Raw genomic sequence first — 21719 nt, 5'->3', positions numbered from 1 at the left:
GGACGACGCGCGAGGGAGAGCGGCGAGCGGCGCGTGAGGGAGAGCGGCGAGCGTGAGCTCCTGGAACGACGTTCCGGGGAGCCCGGCGTCACGCGGGCGGCGCGCCGTCGTCGTCCGGTGCGCCGCTCGCGCTGCAGCGATGTGCGTGTGCGCAGGGCGCATGCGGCTCCTCTGACCCGGACGCCCCGGTGTCGCCGGCGCCACGCATGCCGCCGAGCCATGCGCGAGGGCCGAGCCTCATGAAGCTCGAGAGCAGGAGCGCGCCGAGCGCGGCCGCGCAGACCCACGCGATGGTGGAGTGCTCCTGCGACGCGAGGTCGTGGAGGTCCGGGATTGCCGAGAGGGGGACGAAGGCGTTCGCGACGAGGCCGAGCGCGACGGCAAAGGTGACGCTGAAGAGCGCGGAGGCGGCGGCGGCGCGCGCTCCGAACGCCCGATGCAGGCCGCCGAGCGCCGCGATGTGGGTCGCCGGCCCCGCCACGAGAAACGCGAGCGCCGCGCCGACCGGGAGCCCCTTGTGGATCATCACCGCGGCGAGCGGCGCCGCGCCTTGCGCGCACACGTGAGCGGGCACCGCGAGGAGCGCGCTCACGAGGACGTCGTCCGGCGCGCCGAGCGCGCGCGCTGCGGCCGGCGCGATGGCCGCCTCGAGGACGGCGGCGAGCACCAGGCCCGCGACGTACCAGGCGGCCATGTGATCGAGCGCTGGACCGACGGCCTCGGCGACGGCGGCGCGGAGCCGCGCGCCCGGCGATGCCACGGTCCCGGCGACGACGGGCGGCGCGCCGCCGGAGGGCGCGCCGCTCGAGCCTTTCGTCCTGGCCACCCTGGCGACGAGGAGCGCGACCAGCACGGCGAGGAGCGCGCCGCCCGCGACGCGCGCCGCGGTGAACGGCAGGCCGAGCATCCGCAGCGAGAGCAGCGCGCCGGCAGGATCGAGCGCCGGCGCGCAGAGGACGACGGCGACGACCGAGGCGACCGGCGCGCTCGCGCGCGGGAGCCGCTGCATGCGCGGCGCAACGCCACAGGCGCAGAGGGGCAGCGAGAGGGGCAGCGGCGCCCCGGACGCCAGGCTGCGGTCGGCCCGGGGCAGCGCCGCGCCGCCGCGCAGCGAGCCGATCGAGCGATGCAGGACGCTCGGAGAGAGCGCGCGCAGGAGCCCCGCCATGGCGAGCCCGGCGAGCACGGCGGGCGCCGTCTCGATGAACAGCGGGCCGAGCGACTCGGCGAACGACAGCTCGGACGCGTGCGCGCTCGTGAAGGAGCTCTCCGGGCTGGGGAGCGCGAGCGCGACGCAGAGCCCCGAGGCGAAGGCGATCGCGCTCGCCGTCCGCGCGCGCGCCCCCCGAGGCGGCGCCTCGTGCGTGTGGACCACGAGCCGCAGGAGGACGCCGAGGCCGAACGCGATGAACACCTCGAACGACTCGTGGGGGAGGCTCTCCACGGCGCGCTGGCCGAGGAGGGCGCCGAGGACGGTGAGCAGCCCGAGGAGCCCGAGGCGCGCGGCGAGCTGCCGCCAGCCCCAGGCGGGCAGGAAGCGCGCCGCGAGCGACAGCCCCTCGGGCAGCCGGTGCACGAGGACGGCGCTGGCGAAGAGCACCCCGTCCGCGCTGCTGTCGGCCGCGGCCACGGCCAGCGCGAGCCCGGCGCCGTCGAGCAGCCCGTGCACGGCGAGCGCCGAGAACGCGATCTCCCGCCCCAGCACCTCGCCGGTGTCACGCCGCCGGTGCTCCGTGAGCCCGAGCGCCGCGTACCCGAGCGCCGCCCAGAGGAGCGCCTGCGCTCCGATCTCCTCGACGACGTGCGGCAGGTGGCGCGTGAGGACGAGCGCGGGCACGAGGCCGAGCGTCAGCCCGTCGAGCGCCGACGTCGGCAGCGCCTGGCGCCGGCCGAGCGCCACGAGGAGCGGCCCCACGGCGAGGCCGGCGATCGACAGGACGACGACGAGCGCGAGCATGGGCGCGGTGGGCTATGCCCGAGCCACGTAGCCTAATCAATATCAAATTGGTGTTGCAACCAGGATGCGGACAGCAGTCTGTGGTCGCTGAGCGCCGCCGAGCGCCGCGTCATTCACGCGGCTCGGGGCTGCTGGTGGCCGGGGGTCGCCGATGACCGAGGGCTGCTCCGCCGCTCAGGCCTGCACGCACCGATCGCAGCGGCCCTTGAGCTGGATCTGGAGTCCCTTGCGCCGCAACGCGCGCGGCGCGCCGCGCGCCGCCTTGATTTCGATGCTCTCGTCAGGGAGGCAGAGCACATCGCCGCATGTGTCGCACATGAAGTGCGGGTGCTCGTCCGCCGCGTGGGTTCCGGTGGACTCCCGCAGCTCGAACCGCCAGAGGTGGTCGCCCATGTCGGTGCGGCGCACGAGCCCGGCGTTGGTCAAGTCGATCAGGTTCCGGTAGATGGTGGCGCGATCCCACCCTTTCGGGGCGAGCTCAGCAGCGAGCTCCGCGTGGCTGACGGGCGTCCGCGAGCGGCCGAGGCTGTGGAGCACCGCGATGCGCGGCGAGGTGGCCCGCAGGCCGGCCGCCCGGATCTGCTCACGGAGCTCCTCCGCGGACTGACCTGCTTTCGTACGCGCCATGCCAGACATCTACCGTCGCCAGGAGAGTACTGCAATCACGATGCATCGCGCCCGTCGGCCGCGCAGCGCCCGGGTCGGCCGCGTGCCAGTGTGAGCGAGATCGCAGGACCGCCGCCGAGCCCGCCGCGCCACCGCCCGCGAGAACGCAGCGTCTGCCTCGTTCGGACCGCGTGCGCGCGTGCCCGGCGCGGCCCCGACGAGAGGGCCGGCGGCGGCGAGCGCCGACCCGGCTCCGAGAGGATGTGGCAGGCGGAGAGTTTGGATAACGTCGTGCACCTGGCTTCGAGCGTCGCTCGAGCTGCCCAGACGAGGCGGATGGGCGCGCGGTGCGGCGCTCCTCGGGAAGGCGCCTCGAAATCGGGGTGAGCTCCGCGGGCCCTGATCCCGAAGGCGCGGAGGACATGGAACAGGCGGAACAGCCAGGTCCCCGTCGTCGTCTGATCTCGAGTCGAGGGGCGCTCCCTCGGTCCGCGCCGCTCTCGACGTGTGCTCCATAATGGAGCGATCGATCCAAGTTGGAGCAATCGGCGTGTCCGTTCCACGCGGGCCGCTGCGCCTCGTCATCGCTCTGCATGTCCGGGGGGCCTGTCGGCGTTCGGCGAGAGAGCGCAAGACACGCAAGACGACCAGAACGACCAGAACGACCAAGACATGGAATCTTCCTTGGTCGTCGCGAGTGGAATCAGCCCTTTTGGAATTGAACCGATTGTGATCGCGGATATATATTCATGCTTCCTTTGCGGGGAAATGAACCAAGGAGAGTGTCCATGCGAGCTCGGACGTGTGCGGAAGTATTTGCCTTAGTCTTGATCGCTGCCTTGGGCGTCGCGTGCGGCGCCGACCCCTCGACCCCCGTGGAGGATGCGCCGGCCGTCGTCGACGTCGAGCCCGAGCAGGTCGAGGCGGCGCCGGCGCCCCTGCGGCGCGGCTGCGCGACCGCCGAGCTGAGCGACGTTGAGAAGGAAGCCGTCGAGCAGTTCGTCCGCAGCCAGATGGCGCTCGGGTTCTCGGCGGGCGCGGCGGTCGAGATCCCCGTGCACGTCCACGTCATCAACAAGGGCATCGGCGTGTCGAACGGCGACGTGACGGACGGGATGATCGCGGAGCAGATAGAGGTGCTGAACGAGGCGTACGCGAACACCCGCTTCAGCTTCACGCTGGCCTCCGTCGATCGGACGAGGAACGCGACCTGGTACACCATGTCGTCGGGCTCTTCGGCCGAGCGGCAGGCCAAGGCAGCGCTCCGCATTGGTGGGCCAGACCACCTCAATCTCTACACGGCCAATCCGGGCGGCGGTCTGCTGGGCTGGGCGACGTTCCCCTCGAGCTACGCGGCCCGTCCGACCGACGACGGCGTCGTCCTGCTCCATTCCACGTTACCCGGCGGCAATGCGGCGCCGTACAACGAGGGAGATACGGGTACGCATGAGGTCGGTCACTGGCTCGGCCTCTTCCACACGTTCGAAGGTGGCTGCAACAAGAGCGGTGATGGCGTGGCGGACACGTCGTCCGAGCGCAGCGCCGCGTATGGCTGCCCGCTGAACAGGGACAGCTGCCGGGGAGGTGGGCTCGACCCGGTCCAGAACTTCATGGATTACACCGACGACTCCTGCATGGATGGGTTCACTGCAGGGCAGGCCGATCGCATGTCGGCTCACTGGAATACGTATCGTTGATCGGTGGATGATGTGACGGCGGGCGGCGGGCGACTCCGCCGTTCGCCGGCCGGACAGGCGTCCGGCAGAGCTCGATCACATCGACTTGATCTGGGCCCGGCGCTCGAAGCTCCGGCTCTCGGTGAGGACGCGCGGCGCGGGCTCGGCAGGCGCCGGCCCCGCGCTCGAGTCCCTATCTCCCTGCGCCAGGCGCTGCTGGCGGCGGGTACCGGCCTGTACGCCGAAGTACACGCCGAGGAACGTCACGACGCCCCAGCCGAGCAGGCCGATGGCGATGAGGCCGGTCTGGCGCGACGCATCGCCCCCGAGCTGGCTGATCTCCTCCATCGGCGCCGACAGCTTGCTCACCTCCTTCATCGGCTCGCGCAGCGTCGCGACCTGCTCCATCGGCTGCTTCAGCCCGGCGACGTCGCGCATCGGCGCGTCCAGGGCGGCGACGTCGCGCATCGGCGCGTTCAGGGCGGCGACGTCCGTGAGCGGGCCGCGGATGCCCACGAGGCTCTCGTTCATCGCGGCGATGGTGGCCTCCATCTCGCTCAGCCGATCCATCGACTCCTTGAGGCGCGCGGTCTCCCGCATGCTCTGCTGCATTGCGTCCATCGACCCCTTGAGCTCGGCCAGCCGCTCCATCGCCGCCTGCATCTCGGCGAGCTTCTCCATCGGCTGACGCAGCTCGGCGAGCTGATCGATGCTCTCCTGCGAGCTCCGCAGCGTCTGATTCGAATCCTCGATCGTCGCGCGGGTCCGCCGCATCTCCTCCGTCGTTGCCTGGATGGAGCGCGTGTTCGTGTCGATCATCGTCGCCATGCCGCAGCCCGTCGACACGAGCGCGAGCAGCATCATCGGCGCAATCCGAAGGATCCTTTCGCAGTGCATACCTGATCGTTGGTTCCTCGAAGGCGGCGCGTCAATGTGTGCTTGACGCGGTGCGCTGAAATATGACATAGCCGTGTCCGAGGGGTGAGGCGCTGTGGGAGATCGCGCGCGTTCGCCCGCGATCCGCTGGCGCGGCACGTGCTCTCACGGCGCTGTGAAATGTCGGTGTCGGTCCAGTGGATGTGACGCGCCGAGCGCTGGAAACCGGACGCCGGCGGTGGAAGGAGAGGCCGAGTGTGCAGCTGCGATGGACGCGGCGCCGCCAGCGCCGATGTCCGGAACTACAACGCGGGTGCGGCGCGCTTCATGCCGGCGCGGCGGCGAGAGCTCCGTGGCGGCCGCGCGGGGCGGGGGCGCTTTACCGTGCTGGACGGTCAGGCTGCAGGGCGCCGGCGCGGAGGGTGAGCGCGGCGAGGATGGCGAGCACGGCCGCGCCGAGCCAGGCAGGCGGGCCGAAGGCCTGCGTCCCCGAAGCGAGGGCGCCGTCGATCCACGTGGCGTCGAGCAGGGCGCCGCGCAGACCTGCGCCCGCGAGCGCGGTGAAGCTCGCGTGGACGGCGACCGCCGCGAACACGCCGCGGCCGCGCAGGAAGAGCGCCGCGGCGAGCGCGCCGAGCGTGGTCGCGAGGGCGAAGCTCGACGGGGACGCGCCCGGCGCGAGCCCGAGCGCGGCGCCGTGCGCGAGGGCGGAGAAGACCAGCGCGGGGCGGGGCGAGAGGCCGGCGCGCGCCGCGGCCGCGAACGGGATGCCGGTGAGCAGGAGCTCGTCGCGGACAGCGAGGGCGATCGCGCGCGCCAGGGCGAAGCCGAGGCTCGCCGAGGGCGCCCCGGCCTCGACGGTCACCCACCCCAGCACCGCGGAGACGCCGAGCGTGATCAGCACGGCGAGCGCGCCCAGCGCAGCGCCGAGCCCGACGCGACGGGCGAGGCGCGCGCGGCGGCCTGGGCCCTCCGGCTCCAGAGGATCGGTCCACTGCACGCCGGCCCGCGCCGCGACGACGTCGGCGACGACCGCGCCGGCGAGCGCCGCCGCGAGCGGGCTCGACGACAGGAGCACGGACACGATCTGCAGGGCCGCGGCGAGGCCGATGAGCCAGGCCGCGCCGAGCGCGAGCTCCGTCAGGCGGCGCTGCGGTCCGGCGGGATCGGGCCGAGGAGGGGCCTCCTCCGTGGCGTTCAGTGGAGCGTGTGCCACTGGCCGTTGTGCTCCACCTTCGGGACCTCCGCGTCGCCGTCGACCTCGTTGCGGTGACGCGCGCCCAGGGTGGCGACGAGCTGGACCGTGGACGGGCGCGCGGGCCGGTGGCGTACCTCCGACGCCGCGCGGAGCCGGCGGCGCGGCGCGGGAGGCGGCGGCGACCTCCGGCTGCGGAGCCGCTGCACGGCCAGCCGGCCGGAGACCAGCAGCCCGATCGCCAGCAGCGAGCCGGCCAGCACCGGGACGAAGCCGTAGCGGCGCGCGACGTTGGCGCGCCACGCGAGCTCGATCTCGCGGCCCGTCGAGACATAGGCGGCCCCGAGCGCGGCCTCGAGCGGCACGCCGCCGCGCGCCTGAGCCAGCGCGCGCACGAAGCTCTGCCGCCGCTCGTCATCGACGAGGAAGCGGACGATGTCGGCCGCCTGCGCGTAGGGCAGCGAGCCGGCCGTGTCCTCGGCGCCTGTCAGGTTCGCCTCGAGCTCGTCGAGCGGGAGGAGGCGCCCCCGGAGCGCGGCGACCGAGAGCACCTGCGCGCGACGAGCGCCGCGGTCTCCGGCCACGTGGGCGGCGAACCCCTCGTGGAACCAGCGCGGGACCACGGCGCCGCCCGTCACCTCATCCAGGGCGAGGTGCGCGAGCGCGTGACGGAAGGCGCCCTCGAGATCGGGCGTCTCGGCGCCGAGCCGCGGAGAGGCGCTCAGGACCGCGAGCCGCAGCGCGCCGAACGAGATCGCCGTCACGGGGCCAGCGAGGCCCCCGGGGACGAGATCGTCGAGCTCGGCGGGCACATCCGCGATCCGGACCTTCACGGGGGCGGTCAGCACGTCGCGGCCGAGCAGGGCGCCGAGCTCGGCGCGTAGGTCGCCGGCGCGGGCGATCAGCGGGCGGACACGGTCGCGGGTGGACGGGTGATAGGCGAACTCGATCCAGCCGAGATCCTCGGTGTGGTACGCCGGCGGCGGCGGCGGCACGGGAAGATCGGCGCTGCCGTCGCGCGACGCGGCGGGCGCGTCGTAGACGCGGGGCGCGGCGCCGGCGAGCCGCGCGGGCGCGGCGATGATCGCGACGCAGAGGAGCGCGGCGAGCCTCAGCCCCAACCCCGCTGGGTTGCGCCGGGAGGAGCGCGTCATGGCGCGATCCGGCCCCGGAGGTGCACGGTGTCGCCGTCATCGCCGCCCGTCTGGGCCAGCACCAGCACGACGATCCCGGTCGCGACGACGCCAGCGAGCGGCCCCCAGAACCAGGGGGAGCTCCACGTCGAGCGCCGCTCCGACGGCCCCGACGAGCTGGCGCCGCCGTCCGCGGACCTCGGCGCCGCCTGGGCGACGTCGGCGCGAGGTCCGCGAGGTCCCGAGGAGCCCTGTCGCGATGAGGTGGGCGCGGGCGGCGTCGCGGCGCGACCCGCCGCGCCTCCGCTCCGTTCGTCTCCAGCGAGCAGCGCGCGCACGGCCGCGCCCGCGCCCGGCCAGCCGAAGATCGCCCCGGCGGGGGCGGCCGCGCCGTCGGCGGTCCGCTGGACCGTCGCGCCGAGCTCGAGCGGCGCGTAACTCGCGCCCGCGACCCGGAGCACGCGCGCCACGGGGTGGCCGTGCGCCGTGCTCACCGCGACGACGAGCGCCGCGCCTGCGCCCGCGCCGAGCGACGCGAGCAGCCCGCGCGCGACCGGCTCGGACTCGGCGCGCCCGGCGGAGCTGCGCACCTCCGCGAGCTCCTTCACGGCGGCCGGCGCGTCCGGGCGCGGCGGATCGCCGGCGAGCACCTGCGCTGTCGCCTCGTCGATGGGCGGGCGGAGCGCGGGGTCGCCGTAGATCGCGCGGGCGAGCGAGCGAGCCGCCTCGGCGCTCGCGTCGTCCACCGCCACCACGACGGCGCCGCGCAGGGCCGACCGTGCGGCGGGCGCGTCCGGCGCGCCGCGCGCAGCCGGCGCCGCCGGCGCCGCCGCCGCGCTGCCCGCGTCCGGAGCCGCCGCGGCGGCGCCGTCTCGAGGCGGCTCCTGGGCCTGCGCGGGCGCCGCCGTCAGGCCGAGCGCCATCGCGACGAGGCCCGGAGCAACCGGCGGACAGCGGAACATGCATTTACGGTACGGAGGCCGCGGGCGAGCGTCAAACGGCGCGCGGCGCGGCGTCACGTCACAGCCAGCCGTGCTCGCGGTACCAGGCGACCGCGCGGCGCGTCCCCTCCGCCCAGCTCACCTCGGGCGCCCAGCCGAGCTCCCTGCGGGCGTCGCTCGAGTCGCAGACCCAGTGCGACGCGGAGAGCTCGTTCAGCTTGTCGCGCGTGAGCATCACGGCCTTGCCGGTGAGGCGGCCGAGCCCCTCGCTCGCGAGCGCGGCGCCGCGCACGAGCGAGAACGGGACGCCGAGACGGACGAGCGCCCGCGCGCCGAGCGCCGCCTCCACGTCCGCCAGCATGTCGCGCCACACATACACGCTTCCGTCGTCGATGAAGTAGGCGCGGCCGCTCGGCACGTCGCTCTCGATCGCCCGGATGCACGCGGCGGCCGCATCGGAGGCGTAGATGACGCTGAGCGTGTTCCTGCCGTCGCCGAGCATCGGGAGAAAGCGGCGCGCGACGCTCTGGAAGAACGCGAACGACTCCTGGTCGCGCGGGCCGTAGATCATCGGGGGGCGCATGACGACCACGGGCAACGCGCCCTTCTCGGCGAGGACCAGCCGCTCGGCCTCGAGCTTCGAGCGCCCGTAGCGCGTCACCGGGGCCGGGCGCGCGTCGGCGGCGATGGGGCGCCCGTCCAGGCTCGGGCCGATGGCGGCGAGGCTCGAGACGAACACGAACCGCCGTATCGTCCCCGCCGGCGCAGCCTTCGCCGCGTCGAGCAGGTTCCGCGTGCCGTCGACGTTGATCCGGAAGAACTCCGCCTCGTCGCGCGCCTTGACCAGCCCGGCCGAGTGCACGATCGCGTCGACGCCCGGCGGGCCGACGACCGCGCGGCGGACGCTCTCCGCGTCCTCGACGGCGCCGTACGCGAGCTCGACCCCGCGCAGCGACGACAGGAACCTCGTGTCCGACGAGCGCCGCACCAGGGCGACGACGCTGTGCCCCTGTTGCACGAGCTGCTCGGCGACGTGCGAGCCGAGGAACCCGCTCGCGCCCGTGACCAGCACCCTCATCGATCCGCTCCTCCTTTCCGGTCCCGGCGCGCGCCGGCGGCTCGACGTGGCGCCGGCGCTGGCGCCCACGTCGAGCTGCCGGCGCCCGCGTCGAGCCGCCCGCGCCGCTCGGCGCTGGCGCGCGCGTCCATCACAGCGCCCGCTCGTAGACGCGGTATTTCTTGTGGACCCGGCCGCCCATCAGCCGGATGCCCGCGTTGATGGCGGCGTTGTCCTCCAGCGTCCACCCCAGCTCGCCGCCCTCCATGCCGAGCAGATGCGCCGCGCGGTTCATCTCGACGTAGAGGAAGGCGCTGAGCCCGGCGTAGCGCCGCACGTGGCGCCACTTCTTGCGGATGCCGAGCACGACGAGGCGCCCGCGCTTCGGGCCGCGCACGCGCAGCCGCCACAGCAGCTTGAAGATGCCGCCAGGGAGGAGCTTGCCGTGGAAGTCCTTGATCAGCTGGTTGAGGTCGGGCAGCCCGAGCGACACGGCGGCCGGCTCGCCGTCGATGAACGTGATCTTGGTGAGCTCGGGCATCAGGATGAGCCGCACGTCCTTCGACCACTTGACGAGCTCCTTCTCGGTCATCGGGACGAAGCCCCAGTTGTCGCTCCAGGCGTCGTTGTAGACGTCCATGAGGATCCGGATGTCGCGGAGCAGGTTCTTCGGATCGCCGCAGCGCGTGTGCACCTCCGGCATCGCCAGGACCTCGGCGTGGGCCTTCTGCGCCCGGGCGGGGACCTTGCCGACCTCGTAGCCCCACGCGTAGAGGTCCTTCACCTTCTCGAGCCCCGCCTGCTCGATGAGCCGGCCCTGGTGCGGCCGGTGGTAGGGCATCATCATCACCGGCGGGAGCTCGAAGCCCTCGATGAGGCAGCCGATCTCCTCGTTGGTCGAGAGCGAGTAGGGGCCCCGCATGCGCTTCATCCCGCGCGCGCGCAGCCAGCCCGCGGCCTCGGCGAGCAGCGCCCCGGCCGTCTCGGCGTCGTCGATCGTATCGATGAACCCGAACGAGCCGGTCTCGTCGCGGTGGACCCGGAGGTGCTCGTGATCGACCTGCGCGGTGATCCGGCCTGCTGGCCGGCCGTCCTTGTACGCCACCCACGCCGTCCCCTCGGCGTGCTCGAAGAACGGGTTCTTCTTCTTGTCGAGCCGATCGGAGATGTCCAAGTCGAGCGGGCGGATATAGTTGGGCTCACCCTCGTAGACGGTGTCGACCACGTTCAGGAAGTCCTTCAGGACCTTCTTGTCGCCCTTCCGGAGCTCGCGGATCTCGATAGCCATAGGGCTTGAGCCCGTACCTTCCGAGACGCGGCGCTGCAAGGGGCTCGCACCGACGTGGTCTCGGCCCGATCGCGGAGCGCCGCGCGCCGCGCTGATCGCCCGGCGGCGCGCGCCGCGCTGATCGCACGACGCCGCGCGCGCGAAGCCGGTAAGCTCTCGCGGAGGGCCTGTCCGGCCCCCGGCAACTCAGGTGGACGCAGCATGATGACCCCGAAGGAGTTCCAGAGGCAGTTCAAGCGGCTGCTGATGAGCCGTGTGGAGGGCATGGACTGGGAAGACAAGCTCGCCCGGGTCCGCCAGTATCTGCGCCAGCTCGAGGCGCGCCAGAGCCCGGAGGAGGAGTCGGCCGAGCTCTCGCCGTCGCTGGAGCTCATCCCGTTCGAGCCCGGCAAGCGTCCTGTCGACGAGGCGCTCTATCCGGGGCACGGGTGCAGCGAGCGCGTCGGCTGCATCAACACCTCCGGCGACCCGTCGGAGCTCGGCGACGAGGTGTGGCTGCTCTACCGGCTGCGCGATATCTACGCGTTCGTCGCCCCCTTCGAGCGCCCGTTCGAGGTGACCATGTCGGCGTGGTTCCTCCCCGCGAGCCCCGACGGCGGCGAGCCGTGCCCGGTGCCCGGCCTGATGGACGTGCCGCTCAGCCCGCAGATCGTCTCGACCTCGTCCTACCCCGTCCCGAAGCTCGAGCCCGCCCCGTGGAACTCGTTCCACCAGACGGTCTACGTGGCCACCATCGTGCCGGCGCGGCAGCTCGTGCCGCACCCCCCCGGCGAGGAGACCGGCGGCGGCTATTTCTGGGGCGACCTGCCCGAGTCGTTCCGGCGGCGCGTCACCGACGGCTTCGAGCCGTTCACGTTCGCGAGCCTGTTCCGGCAGCAGCTCCGCGTCGAGATCAAGCTCAGCGAGGCGGGCAGGACGGTAGCCTCCGAGTCGACGGACATCGAGATCTTCGACACCGGCCGCTTCGGCTCGCTCTACGCGCGCCTGCTCGACCGGCTCGTCAAGGCGGACACGGAGATCCAGCAGCGGGCGCTCGGGATCGACGAGCTCCACGTCGGCTATCACCCGTGGTTCCCGGTGCTGACCATCGGCATGGACAAGGCGCTCCTGTACCTCCGGGCCATCCATCAGGACCTCGAGCAGCACCGGCGCAACCTCCCCGACCCCCGCTGGCTGCTCCGGGTGGGCCTCTACCTCGAGCTGCTCACGTGCCTCGGCATCTTCGAGGCCGTGAAGCACGACTACCCGGACGTGCTCTCGCCGGGGGAGCGCGAGGCCTTCGAGGAGGGCGCGGCGTTCGCGCCGATCCGCGCGTCGATCGACGTCGCGGCGTGGGCGCAGGTCTGGGACATGCGGCACATCGCGCCGCGCGCGGCCGGCTTCTTCGCGGCCGGGCCCGTGAGCCTGACGAACCTGATGCGCAAGCAGAAGGCCACGCTCGCCTTCCTGCACGCCCACCACGCGGACCTGCAGAAGGCGATCGAGCTCGCCGGCCCCAACCTGTGGAACGCGCAGGAGACCTGGCACCGGGTGTTCCGCGACGCGGAGCGGGCCGTGCTCAAGAACAACGTGCTCGCGTTCCCGGAGCTCGCGCACATCGATCCGCGGTGGCGCGACTTCGCGCTCTGGCACCAGCGGGGGGACATGCGGCTGTTCGGGATCAACCTGATGCCCGAGGCGCTGACGGGGCTCTTCGGCGACCAGGACGGCATCTTCCCCGCGGCGTGCCGGCAGTACCGGAAGTCGATGAACGACGTCGCCCGGTGGGCCGCCGAGCGGAACCTCATGGATTACACGGGCGACGAGTGCATCCCGCGGAACGCGAGCCTGCTCGAGGCGTACATGGAGAAGAACCCGTCGCACCTCGCCGCGCTGCAGCGGCGCGACGGCCACGGGGCCGCGCCGTCGATCGAGCTCGAGGAGCCGAGCAAGGCGGCGCGGGAGGCGAGCGCCGAGGACCTCATGATGCTGCTCCGGCGGACGCCGGTCTTCAAGCCGCTGCTCGATCGCGAGCTCCGCAAGCTGGCGACGAAGGCGCGCCGGATCGAGTACGGACCGCTCGATCGGATCGTGCTGCAGGGGCAGCGGGACTCGTCGATGTTCGTCGTCGCGTCCGGTGTCGTCGAGGTCCTGGTGCGGCACCCCGACGGGCAGGACGCGACGGTCGCCGCGCTCGAGAAGGGCGCCGTCTTCGGGGAGTTCGCGCTGCTCACGGGCGAGGAGCGCACCGCGACGGTGCGCGCCGTCGACGAGGTGGTGCTCTACCAGATCACGAAGGAGGCCCTGCAGCCGATCATCGAGGCGCGCCCGCAGCTCGTGATCGAGCTGAGCTTGCTCATGGCGTCGCGCCAGGCCCACCTGCGCGACGCGGCCGAGCGCTACCTCGAGGCCGAGGAGAAGGTGCGGAGCCTCGCCGGGCGCATCCGGCGGTTCGTCCTCGGCTGAGCGCGCTCAGCCCTTCGTGGCTGGCCTCGCGCTCGGCCCTTCGTGGCCGGCCGGCGTCGCTCGGCCCCCTCGCGCTCAGCCCTTCAGGAGCCACGCGACGGCGTCGGCCTCCGCGGTGAAGAACGAGTACTCGGGCAGCCCCATGGCGGCCGACAGGCGGGAGATCTGCATCTTCGAGAGCGCGCTGTTCACGAGGTTCGCCGCCTTGCGCATGCCGTGCTCGACGGCGTAGGCCATGGTCTGCTCGACGTACGGGCTCACCTCGGGCTTCTGCGGGGGGAAGTCCGCGATGTCGGCGAGCACGTACCAGGGCTTCCCGAGGTTGAGCAGCGTCGATGCCTTCTGGCGGAACTCGTCGAGGTACGCCTTGCCCTCGTCGATGTCCCAGAACCCCCACACCTTCACGTGGAGGACCCCCGTCGACGTGTCGGGCCTGATGTTGAAGCGCCGCTGCGGGGCGCGCTCGCGCTTCGACGTGAGCTCGGATCTCCTCGACGGCTCGCTCCCGGAGAGGCCCGTCCGGCCCGGCGGGTCCAGGAGGGGCGGCGTCCGGGGTCGGGTCTCCGCGAACTTCGAGGCGGCCGACGGCGCGGGCGGCGCGGAAGAAAACGAGGGAGGGACGGAGCGCGAGGGCGGATTGGGTGCCGACGGCGTAACGGAGCGCGAGGGCGGGCTGGGGTACGAGGCCGGACCGGGGCGTGAGGGAGGCGTCTTCGACGACAGCTCCGGCACCGTGACGGTCGGCACCTCGGCGAAGCCCTTCGCCGTGCCGGGTTTCGAGGGCAGCGTCGGGTCGGTCGGGCTCGGGTTCGCGCTCGGCGCGGGCGCCGCCGGCTCCGGCAGGAGGATGACGCGCGAGGCCCGCGGGAGGGCGACGTCGAGCGCGGCGGCGAGCGCGCTGACCGCGACGGACGCGCGCTCGAAGCGGTCCTCGGCCTTGAGCGCCGTCGCCTTGAGGAACCAGCCGTCGAACTCCTTCGGCAGCGCCGCCGAGGACCGCCGCGCCGCGCGCGCGCTGGGCGCCTCCATCGCGCCGCGCAGGAGCTCCCCCGCGAGCATGTATGGGGACGCGGTCGCCTCGGCCTCCTGGGCCCAGTACGACTCGCCGACGAGGAGCGCGTACGCGACGTGCCCGAGCGCGTAGATGTCGGCGCGCGGGCCGACGTTGCGCTCGGCGCGGATCTGCTCCGGCGCCATGTACACGGGCGTGCCGAGCATCTGCCGCGTCAGCGTGGAGGCGTTGTGCTGCTCGATGACCTTGGCGATCCCGAAGTCGAGGATCTTCACGCACGGCGAGCCGTCGTCGCGGACCGTGACGAACAGGTTGTCCGGCTTGAGGTCGCGGTGGACGATGCTCGCCGCGTGCGTCTTGTCGAGCGCGAGCGCGGCCTGGAACAGGTAGAGCGCGACGTCCTCGGCGGGGAGGGCGCCGCGCTTCTTGACGAGGCTGCCGAGCTCCTCGCCGCGGAGCAGCTCCATGACGAGGAACGGGGTGCCGGTCTCCTCGTCGACGCCGGCGTCCGAGGTCCTGACGATGTGGTCGCTCTCGATGACGCCGGTGATGCGGGCCTCGAGGGCGAAGCGGGCGCGCAGCTCCTCGCTGTCGAGCAGGCTGGGCAGCATCACCTTGAGCGCGCGGCGTGTCGCGGTGACGTCGTCCATCACCTCGTAGACGGCGCCCATGCCGCCCGCCTTGATGACGCGCAGCACCTGGTAACGGTTGCGAAACCGCGTATTCGGCTGCAACAGGCCGGGCGAGGAGCTCATCCTGCGGCCCTCGGTTCAGGCATGGTTTGCACCACGCTATCAGCGCCGCTTCCCGCGTCGCAAGGCGGTCCGGTGAGGAACGTGCTCAGCGCAGGATCGCGCCTCCGCCGGTAGGCTCACCGCCGGATCGATCGGCGTGGTCGAGGTGCGGCTCCAGCGCGCTCCAAAGCGAGCGGACGTCCTGGAAGCGCTCCTCGGGGGCCACGGCGAGCGCCCGCGCGACCCACGCGTCCACCTCGGGGAGCAGGTCGGGCCGGAAGGCGTGCAAGCTCGGCCGCGGGCCGCGGGCGGCGGCGAGCAGGATGTCGACCCGGCTCGCGCCGGCGAACGGCACGCGCCCCGCGAGCGCGCGGAAGAGCACCGCGCCGAGCGAATAGATGTCGATCCGGTGGTCGATCTCCTGGGGCCGGCCCTTCCATACCTCGGGCGCGATGTAGCTGGGCGAGCCGGGGATCGCGCCCTCGCGGGTGAGAGGGTCGGCCTGCATGACCTTGACAAGGCCGAAATCGAGCAAACGCACGCGCCCCCGCGCCGCCGTGCCGGCGCGGGCCGGCGCGCTCCCGCGGTGCGGGGAGGTGGAGGAAGGAACGCCCGTGTCGTGGTCGAGGACGAAGATGTTCGCGGGCTTCAGATCGCGGTGGACGATGCCGCGCGCGTGCGCGGCGTCGAGGGTGTCGACGATCGGGCGGAACAGCTCGCGGATCTCGTCGAGCGGGAGCCGCTGGTTCCGGGCCTCCAGCTGGCGCAGCGCCGTCTCGAGATCGCTGCCCTTCAGGAACTCCATGACGATGTAGAGGGTGCCGTCGGGCGCCTCGCTGAACGCGAAGACGTGCGTCGCGCTGGTGCCGGCCAGCTCCCCCATGGCGCGGGCCTCGCGCCGCAGGCGGGCTTTCAGGGCGGGATCGCTGGCGAACTCGGGCCGCAGGTACTTGACGGCGACGTGCGCGCCGGTTTCCTGGTCCAGGGCGCGGTAGACCACGCCGTGGCCTCCCTGGCCGACCACCTCGATCAGCGTGTACCGGCCGTCGATCACGTCGTCGATGTCGTGGTCCATCGGCAAGTCCTCGGTGCTTGAGCGCGCTGCGTCAGCGTGCCGCACAGCGAGCCCAGGTTGTAGCCGCTTCGGCGCGCTGGCGGTAGGGACGGTTGGGCGCCGACCTGATTCGCCGGCCGGGGGCGGACCGGAGGCGGAGAGGGGCGGGGAAGCGCGGGCGACCGGGGGACGCGGCCCGCGGGAAGGCGCCTGCGGGGGAAGAGGCCTGTGGCGAGCGAGCCTGCGGGGAGCGAGCGTGCGGCGAAGCGCGCTGGGAGGAAGCGCGACCCTGGTCGGAAGGGCGAACGCGTCGAGGGGGAAAGCGAATGCGACAGGGACGTCACGGATCGGGTTCAGGCGATATCCTAGGAGTGACGGAAATCGCCTGATGATTGATCACACTCATCATGACGCAGCGACGAATTTGGTTGGTTTGCCGACCTGAGATCCCGTGTAGAGTGGCGCCCATCCTCCTATGAGATCCGTCCGACAGAACAGCGACCTTCCCCGGGTGAACGGCGCGCTGCCGGTCGCGCTCGACGTGCAGCCGGCCAGGCCCGGCGCGCAGGAGCAGGAGCTGGAGGAGGAGTGGACCTATGAGGTCGCTCACCACGACTCGCCGCCGGATCTCACGCATGTTGTCGGGGAGAACCTTCGGCGGTTGAGGACGCGGCGCGGCCTCTCGCTGGAGCGGCTCTCGAAGATCTCCGGCGTGAGCCGTGCGATGCTCGGCCAGGTCGAGCTCGGCCGCAGCGCGCCCACGATCAACGTCGTCTGGAAGATCGCCCGCGCGCTCAGCGTGCCGTTCTCGGCGCTCGTCAGCGCTCGCTCGGCGAGCGGCCCGATGCTGCTGCGCGGGGATCGCGCGAAGCGGCTGACATCGCACGACGGCAAGTTCACCTCGCGCGCGCTCTTCCCGTTCGATGCGCCGCGAACGGTCGAGTTTTACGAGCTCTGCCTGGCCCCGCTCGGCGTAGAGAATGCCGATCCCCACCCGCCCGGGACGACCGAGAACATCGTGGTCTGTCAGGGGACCGTTGAAATCAGCGTCGACGGACAGCGGTTTCTGCTCGCGACGGGCGACGCGCTCGTGTTTCAGGCGGATGTCCCGCACGTCTACCGCAACCCGGCGAACGTCGACTCGCTGATGTACCTGGTGATGACGTATTCGCTGCCGGCGCCCTGAGGCGGGGCGCGTTCCTCGCCGAGGGGCGGGGGAGGGGAAGGGGCGGGGGAGGGGCGGAGCAGCGCGAGGACGCCGGTGAGCGCCGACGCTCCGCTGCTCCGAGGAGGGTTTGCGGCCGCGCTATTTGGCCATGGCGGGGGTGCACATCATCATGGGCATCCCGCCGCACATCATCATCATGGGCATCCCGGCCGACATCATCTTCGTCATGGCCTCGCAGCGCTCCTTGAGCACGTCCATCGACACGCCCTCGGGCGGCATCATCTTGCAGATCATTCCGTCCTTGGTCATCTCACACGACATCTTGCACATCATGGGCATGCCCATGCCCATCATGCCGGGCATCATGCCCATCATGGGCATGCCCATCATGCCGGGCATCATTGGCATGCTCATGCCCATCATGCCGGGCATCATGCCCATCATGGGCATCATGGGCATGCCCATGCCCATCATGCCGGGCATCATGGATGCGCCAGCGGCCATCTCCGGCGTCGACATCATGGGGTACATCGCCTGCGGCATCATGGGCATCTGCATTGCATTGGTCATGGGGGCTCCTGTCGTCAGCGCTCGTTGCTTCCGGGGAGCCGTTCTAGCCGGTCGGCGTGCCGTCGCAACGCGTTAACACGGGCGCTTGTCGCTTTGCTCCAGTCTAGCGGAGGCACCTCCACGGCGTTGGAGGCGCCGGCGCCCTGGGCGGACGAGTATCCACGATAGCGACGGCCGCTCCGCCAGGAGCGCGCTGGAGCGGCGTCCAGGCGAGGCCGGGTGTGCAGCGGTCACGAGGATCGAGGTGGCGACCAGCGGGGGCGTGCGAGCGTCAGCACAAAGGGCCCGGCGCTGCTCCGGTACCGATGACGCTGTCTCGTGCATCGACTCGCCTTTGATTTGAATGCAATCCAGCGGACGGGCGGAGTCATGTCGGCACATAAGAGCCACGGTGACAGGACTGGCAGGCTCGTCTGCTCCGGGAGCGATCGAGTCCAGATCGCCTTTCAGGGGTCACGTCGCCGTCGACACGGCCGGCGACATCGTGCTTGCCGCCAGGGGCGCAAGCGCCATCGACTTCGGAGCAGACGTGTGGGAGATAGCTCCTCGAACTCAGCATCGTTGATCAGTTGATCTGCAGGTTCGCGGCCGCCTTACCTTCCTGCCCCGCGCCCGCGGCGCCGCCGCTCGGGGTCGTGCCGCCGGCGCCGCCGTACCCGGGGGCGCCGGTCGAGCAGCTGTTCTCTCGGAACGTGAAGGTGACGCTCGCGGATCGCGCCAGGCAGGCGCTCGGGCCACCCCCGCCGCCCGCGCCCGGGCCGCCGTCGCCGCCATTGCCACCTTTTCCGCCGACGCCGCCGCTGCGGCCGTCATCAGGACCGGGGCCGCCAGGGCCGCCGTTCCCGCCGAACTGCGGCGCTCCGCCGTTGCCGCCGCGGCCGCCGTTGCCGCCCTTCCCGGATGTGATCTCGTTGCGGGAGACCACCACCCGGCCAGCCGCCGCGAAAACTCCAAAGCTCCCGCCGCCACCCCGGCCCGCAGTGCCGCTGCGGCCGCCAAGCCCGCCGCATCCACCGCTGCCGCCGCCACCGCCGCGATCGTCGATGCCTACAGGGCACGTCCCGCCGCCGCCGCCGCCCGCGCCGCCGCCGCCGCCGCCGTTCGTTCCCGGTTGCCCGTTGGTGCCGTTCGCAGGCTGGTAGACGCCGGAGGCGATGCTGCCGAGATTCGCGCCCCCCGTCCCCGGCGTCCCCTGCGACCCAGCCGTGCCCGGTGTGCCATTGGGACCCGGCGGGCCTGGGTCCAGGCAGCTCGATGTGGCGCCGCCCGCGCCGCCCGCCGCACCCCGGCTGCCCGGATGGCCCGCCGCTCCGTTGTTGGAGCCATGTCCGCCATATCCAGCTCTCCCGCCAGGCTCGTCGCATGTGGGCGCCGGGCCGGCATTGCCGAGGCCGCTGCAGTCGTTGCAGCCCTGCTCTCCCGCATTCCCCGCCGTCGCCGTCCCCACCGTGTGCGCCGCCCCGTTCGTCCCCGCGGCGCCGGCCCGGCCCTCCTCCACGTTGATCTGGTTGAACCGCACGAAGAGATCCGCCGTCCCCCCGCCGAGGCGCACTCCATAGGTGCTCGCGCCGGCCGACGACGGGCTCAGCGCCTCTATCGAGAGGCCCTCGATGTGCGTCGGCTGCGTGATCGACGGCGCGTGGAACACCGTGCCTGTCGCGCGCACGGTGGTCGTCACCGAGCTCGTCCTCCGGAACTTGAAGTCAGCGTTGGCGTGATCGAACCCACCGTAGATGCTGATGCCGGACGCGACCGTGACCGCCTCCTGGTACAGCTCGCCCGACAGGCAGATCGCCGGCACCGCGCCCGCCTGCGCCACCTGGATGGCCTTGGCGATCGTCTCCACCGGCGCGTTGCGCGTCCCGCTGCTGGCGTCGTCCCCCGTGCTCGCCGAGACGTAGATGCACTGCTCCACGAGCCCGTCGCCGCCGTCGCAGTTGTCGTCGATGAACTCGGCGTCGATCGGATCCTCGCCCGCCTCTCCCGCAGCGGTCGGCGTACACGCGTATTCACAGCCGCACTCGTCCCCCGTGAGGGGATTGCCGTCCACGTCGTGTGTGCCCGGCAAGCACCCCAGCGCGCATCGATCCGTGCCCCCAGCGCCGCCGCCGCCCGCCTCTTCGCTGCCCCCCTCTCCACCCGAGCCGCCCTCACCCCCGCCCGAGCCGCCCTCACCCCCGCCCGAGCTGCCCTCACTCCCGCCCGAGCCGCTCGCGGCGGCGGCGCTGCTCGATGACGCTGTCGTGGTGCTGCTGCTCGCGGAGGACTCGCCGCCCGCGCCCGAGCTGCCTCCCGTGCCCGCGAACGGCCCGATGGGGTCGTCGATCGAGCTGCTCTCCGCGCAGCCGATCGCCGAGAGCAATGCGAGCAGAGATGCCGTCTCGAGGAAGAATTGTGCGCGCATGCTTAATTCTGCACCTTCGCGCGCTTTTCGAAAAGACTTTGTCTTGCTCGTTCCCAATCACAACGGGGCTGTGCGCCACATTGCGGCCGGCATCAACAGCCGTCCGCCCACGCCGTTATGTGCTGCGCCGGCGCGAGCCAGCTCACGATTCCGCGATTCGCCCCTCGCGCCTGTCACGGTCTCCGGTACTCTGTGTCTGCGTACCTTCCCGCTTCCGCGCCGTCCTCGCTGTCCTCTGTTCATCCCATGCGCCTCGAATCGCTCCACCCCACCTCGCTCGCTTCCATGGTTGGGCTCGCCGTCGCCATGGGGCTTCATGGCGCGTGTGCACCGGACTCAGGAGCTGGCCTTGTCTCGTCCTCTTCCTCTTCGGACGGAGCTGGCTCGGGCGGGACCTTTGATCCGGATGGCGGGCTGTCGACCGACGCGCCTGTCGAAGTCCTCGATCCGGACGCCGCGTGTGGCCTTGTCACCGAGGAGGCGATCGCGGTCCCGCTCAATCTCTACATCATGATGGACAAGTCGTCCTCGATGGCGGGCAACGACCCCATGGTGGCCGACAAGTGGACCAGCGCGAAGGCCGGCCTGACGGCGTTCGTCAACAGCGCGAGGTTCGCCGGCGTGCGCGTGGCGCTGCGCTTCTTTCCGCGGGTGGCGGACGACGTGCCGGCCTGTGACCACGAGGCGTACAGGGAGCCGCTGGTCCCGTTCGGTCCGCTCCCCGACAACGCGGGCGCCATCGTCGCGGCCATCGAGGCCGAGTCGCCGAACGGAGCGAGCACGCCCGTCTATCCGGCGCTGGGCGGCGCGCTGCTCCAGGGCATCGACGTGGCGAAGAACCACCCCGGCGAGGCCTCGGCGGTGCTGCTCGTCACCGATGGGCAGCCCCAGGGGCCGGCGGCCCAGTGCGCCGGGGTGAACCCGGAAGACCCGGACGCCATCGCGGATCTCGCGGCGGCGGGCGCGCGCTACGGCACCCCCGTGCGCACCTTCGTGATCGGGCTCCCGGGCGTGAACCAGAGCTTCGCCAACCAGGTCGCGGCCGCGGGAGGCACCGACGCCGCCGTCCTCGTCGGGGCGACCAACATCGCCGTCGAGTTCCAGAACGCGCTCGCGAAGGTCACGGGGCAGGCGCTCCCGTGCGAGGTCGAGGTCCCTTCCCAGGTGGCCGGCGGACAGGTCGCGTTCGACGACGTCAACGTCCTCTTCGGGCTCGACGGCGCATCGCAGGAGATCCTGCCGCAGCGCCCCGGCTGCGACGGCCCAGGCTGGCGCTACGACGACCCGGCCTCTCCCGCGGCCCTCGTGCTGTGCCCCGATACCTGCGAGGCCGCCAGGGGCGCCTCCATCGCGAAGATCCAGATCCTCCTCGGCTGCGAGACCGTGATCCTCTGACCGAGCGCAGCAGAAGGACCGCTCGATCTCGAAGGAGAGAGGGCGAACCGCCGATGTCGTGGAGATGACGGCGGGAGCGACGGAGAGGCCCAGGAACATGCGGCGCAGACGCGAAGCGTCATGGGTGAGGCGGCTCACCACGCTGACGGCGTGGAGGCGCGGATCGTGGGGCCGGCACGAAGGCGTCGGACCGGCGCGCGCGGGCGGC

At 72.2% G+C, this 21719-nt stretch carries 16 protein-coding genes; 4 read left to right on the top strand and 12 right to left on the bottom strand.

All coding sequences use genetic code 11. From position 1 onward, the window contains the following. Window positions 1-88: 88 nt before the first annotated feature. Entirely contained in the window at window positions 89-1957 is a 1869-nt protein-coding gene (locus WMF12_RS37545; RefSeq protein ID WP_437852988.1) for a permease, read from the bottom strand. A gap of 174 nt (window positions 1958-2131) precedes the next feature. Then, window positions 2132-2584 (bottom strand): Fur family transcriptional regulator, encoded by a 453-nt coding sequence (locus WMF12_RS37540; RefSeq protein WP_437741542.1) that lies wholly within the window; start codon window positions 2582-2584, stop codon window positions 2132-2134. A 767-nt stretch (window positions 2585-3351) separates the two neighbouring features. Here WMF12_RS37540 and WMF12_RS37535 point away from each other — a divergent pair. Then, window positions 3352-4260 carry a zinc metalloprotease gene (locus WMF12_RS37535; RefSeq protein ID WP_437852986.1) on the top strand — a complete coding sequence of 303 codons (909 nt, stop codon included), beginning with the start codon at window positions 3352-3354 and terminating at the stop codon, window positions 4258-4260. A gap of 75 nt (window positions 4261-4335) precedes the next feature. Here WMF12_RS37535 and WMF12_RS37530 read toward each other — a convergent pair whose 3' ends face one another. The 6 genes from WMF12_RS37530 to WMF12_RS37505 form a co-directional block, all read right to left on the bottom strand. After that, the gene (locus WMF12_RS37530) at window positions 4336-5136 is read right to left on the bottom strand and encodes a hypothetical protein (RefSeq protein WP_437741540.1); all 801 of its coding nucleotides are present in this window, start codon (window positions 5134-5136) and stop codon (window positions 4336-4338) included. A gap of 358 nt (window positions 5137-5494) precedes the next feature. Further along, window positions 5495-6331, bottom strand: a complete 837-nt coding sequence (locus WMF12_RS37525) for a CPBP family glutamic-type intramembrane protease (RefSeq protein ID WP_437852984.1) — start codon at window positions 6329-6331, stop codon at window positions 5495-5497. Continuing rightward, entirely contained in the window at window positions 6313-7464 is a 1152-nt protein-coding gene (locus tag WMF12_RS37520) for a peptidase MA family metallohydrolase (RefSeq protein ID WP_437852981.1), read from the bottom strand. Before WMF12_RS37520 ends, WMF12_RS37525 begins: the two co-directional genes overlap by 19 nt. Further along, window positions 7461-8405 (bottom strand): hypothetical protein, encoded by a 945-nt coding sequence (locus WMF12_RS37515; RefSeq protein ID WP_437852979.1) that lies wholly within the window; start codon window positions 8403-8405, stop codon window positions 7461-7463. The genes WMF12_RS37520 and WMF12_RS37515 overlap by 4 nt, the downstream gene beginning before the upstream one ends. A gap of 58 nt (window positions 8406-8463) precedes the next feature. Beyond that, a complete protein-coding gene (locus tag WMF12_RS37510; protein WP_437852977.1) occupies window positions 8464-9462 on the bottom strand; it encodes an NAD-dependent epimerase/dehydratase family protein in 999 nt (332 codons plus the stop codon). A gap of 130 nt (window positions 9463-9592) precedes the next feature. Then, complete coding sequence (locus WMF12_RS37505) at window positions 9593-10729, bottom strand: hypothetical protein (RefSeq protein WP_437741535.1); 1137 nt, start codon at window positions 10727-10729, stop codon at window positions 9593-9595. 201 nt (window positions 10730-10930) lie between these two features. Between WMF12_RS37505 and WMF12_RS37500 the strand changes: the two genes are divergently transcribed. Continuing rightward, window positions 10931-13174, top strand: coding sequence for a cyclic nucleotide-binding domain-containing protein (locus WMF12_RS37500; protein ID WP_437852975.1), 2244 nt, complete (start codon window positions 10931-10933; stop codon window positions 13172-13174). A gap of 75 nt (window positions 13175-13249) precedes the next feature. Here WMF12_RS37500 and WMF12_RS37495 read toward each other — a convergent pair whose 3' ends face one another. Beyond that, complete coding sequence (locus WMF12_RS37495) at window positions 13250-14941, bottom strand: serine/threonine protein kinase (protein ID WP_437852973.1); 1692 nt, start codon at window positions 14939-14941, stop codon at window positions 13250-13252. A gap of 85 nt (window positions 14942-15026) precedes the next feature. Continuing rightward, window positions 15027-15995: a serine/threonine-protein kinase gene (locus WMF12_RS37490; RefSeq protein ID WP_437852970.1), complete on the bottom strand. Its 969-nt coding sequence runs from the start codon at window positions 15993-15995 to the stop codon at window positions 15027-15029. Window positions 15996-16449: 454 nt separating this feature from the next. Here WMF12_RS37490 and WMF12_RS37485 point away from each other — a divergent pair, with 454 nt between their 5' ends. Then, window positions 16450-17160 (top strand): helix-turn-helix domain-containing protein, encoded by a 711-nt coding sequence (locus tag WMF12_RS37485; protein ID WP_437741531.1) that lies wholly within the window; start codon window positions 16450-16452, stop codon window positions 17158-17160. A 120-nt stretch (window positions 17161-17280) separates the two neighbouring features. Here WMF12_RS37485 and WMF12_RS37480 read toward each other — a convergent pair whose 3' ends face one another. Both WMF12_RS37480 and WMF12_RS37475 read right to left on the bottom strand, forming a co-directional pair. Further along, complete coding sequence (locus WMF12_RS37480; RefSeq protein ID WP_437852968.1) at window positions 17281-17712, bottom strand: hypothetical protein; 432 nt, start codon at window positions 17710-17712, stop codon at window positions 17281-17283. Window positions 17713-18277: 565 nt separating this feature from the next. Beyond that, complete coding sequence (locus tag WMF12_RS37475) at window positions 18278-20116, bottom strand: PE-PGRS family protein (RefSeq protein ID WP_437852966.1); 1839 nt, start codon at window positions 20114-20116, stop codon at window positions 18278-18280. A gap of 246 nt (window positions 20117-20362) precedes the next feature. On the opposite strand from WMF12_RS37475, the gene WMF12_RS37470 reads away from it, so the two are divergent. Continuing rightward, entirely contained in the window at window positions 20363-21511 is a 1149-nt protein-coding gene (locus WMF12_RS37470) for a vWA domain-containing protein (protein WP_437852964.1), read from the top strand. The last annotated feature ends 208 nt before the right edge of the window (window positions 21512-21719 follow it).

The organism is Sorangium sp. So ce363, from assembly GCF_051520435.1.
Taxonomy (GTDB): domain Bacteria; phylum Myxococcota_A; class Polyangia; order Polyangiales; family Polyangiaceae; genus Sorangium; species Sorangium cellulosum_B.
The sequence above is the reverse complement of the archived record's forward strand: the minus strand, read 5'-3'. Positions and strand labels throughout refer to the sequence as shown.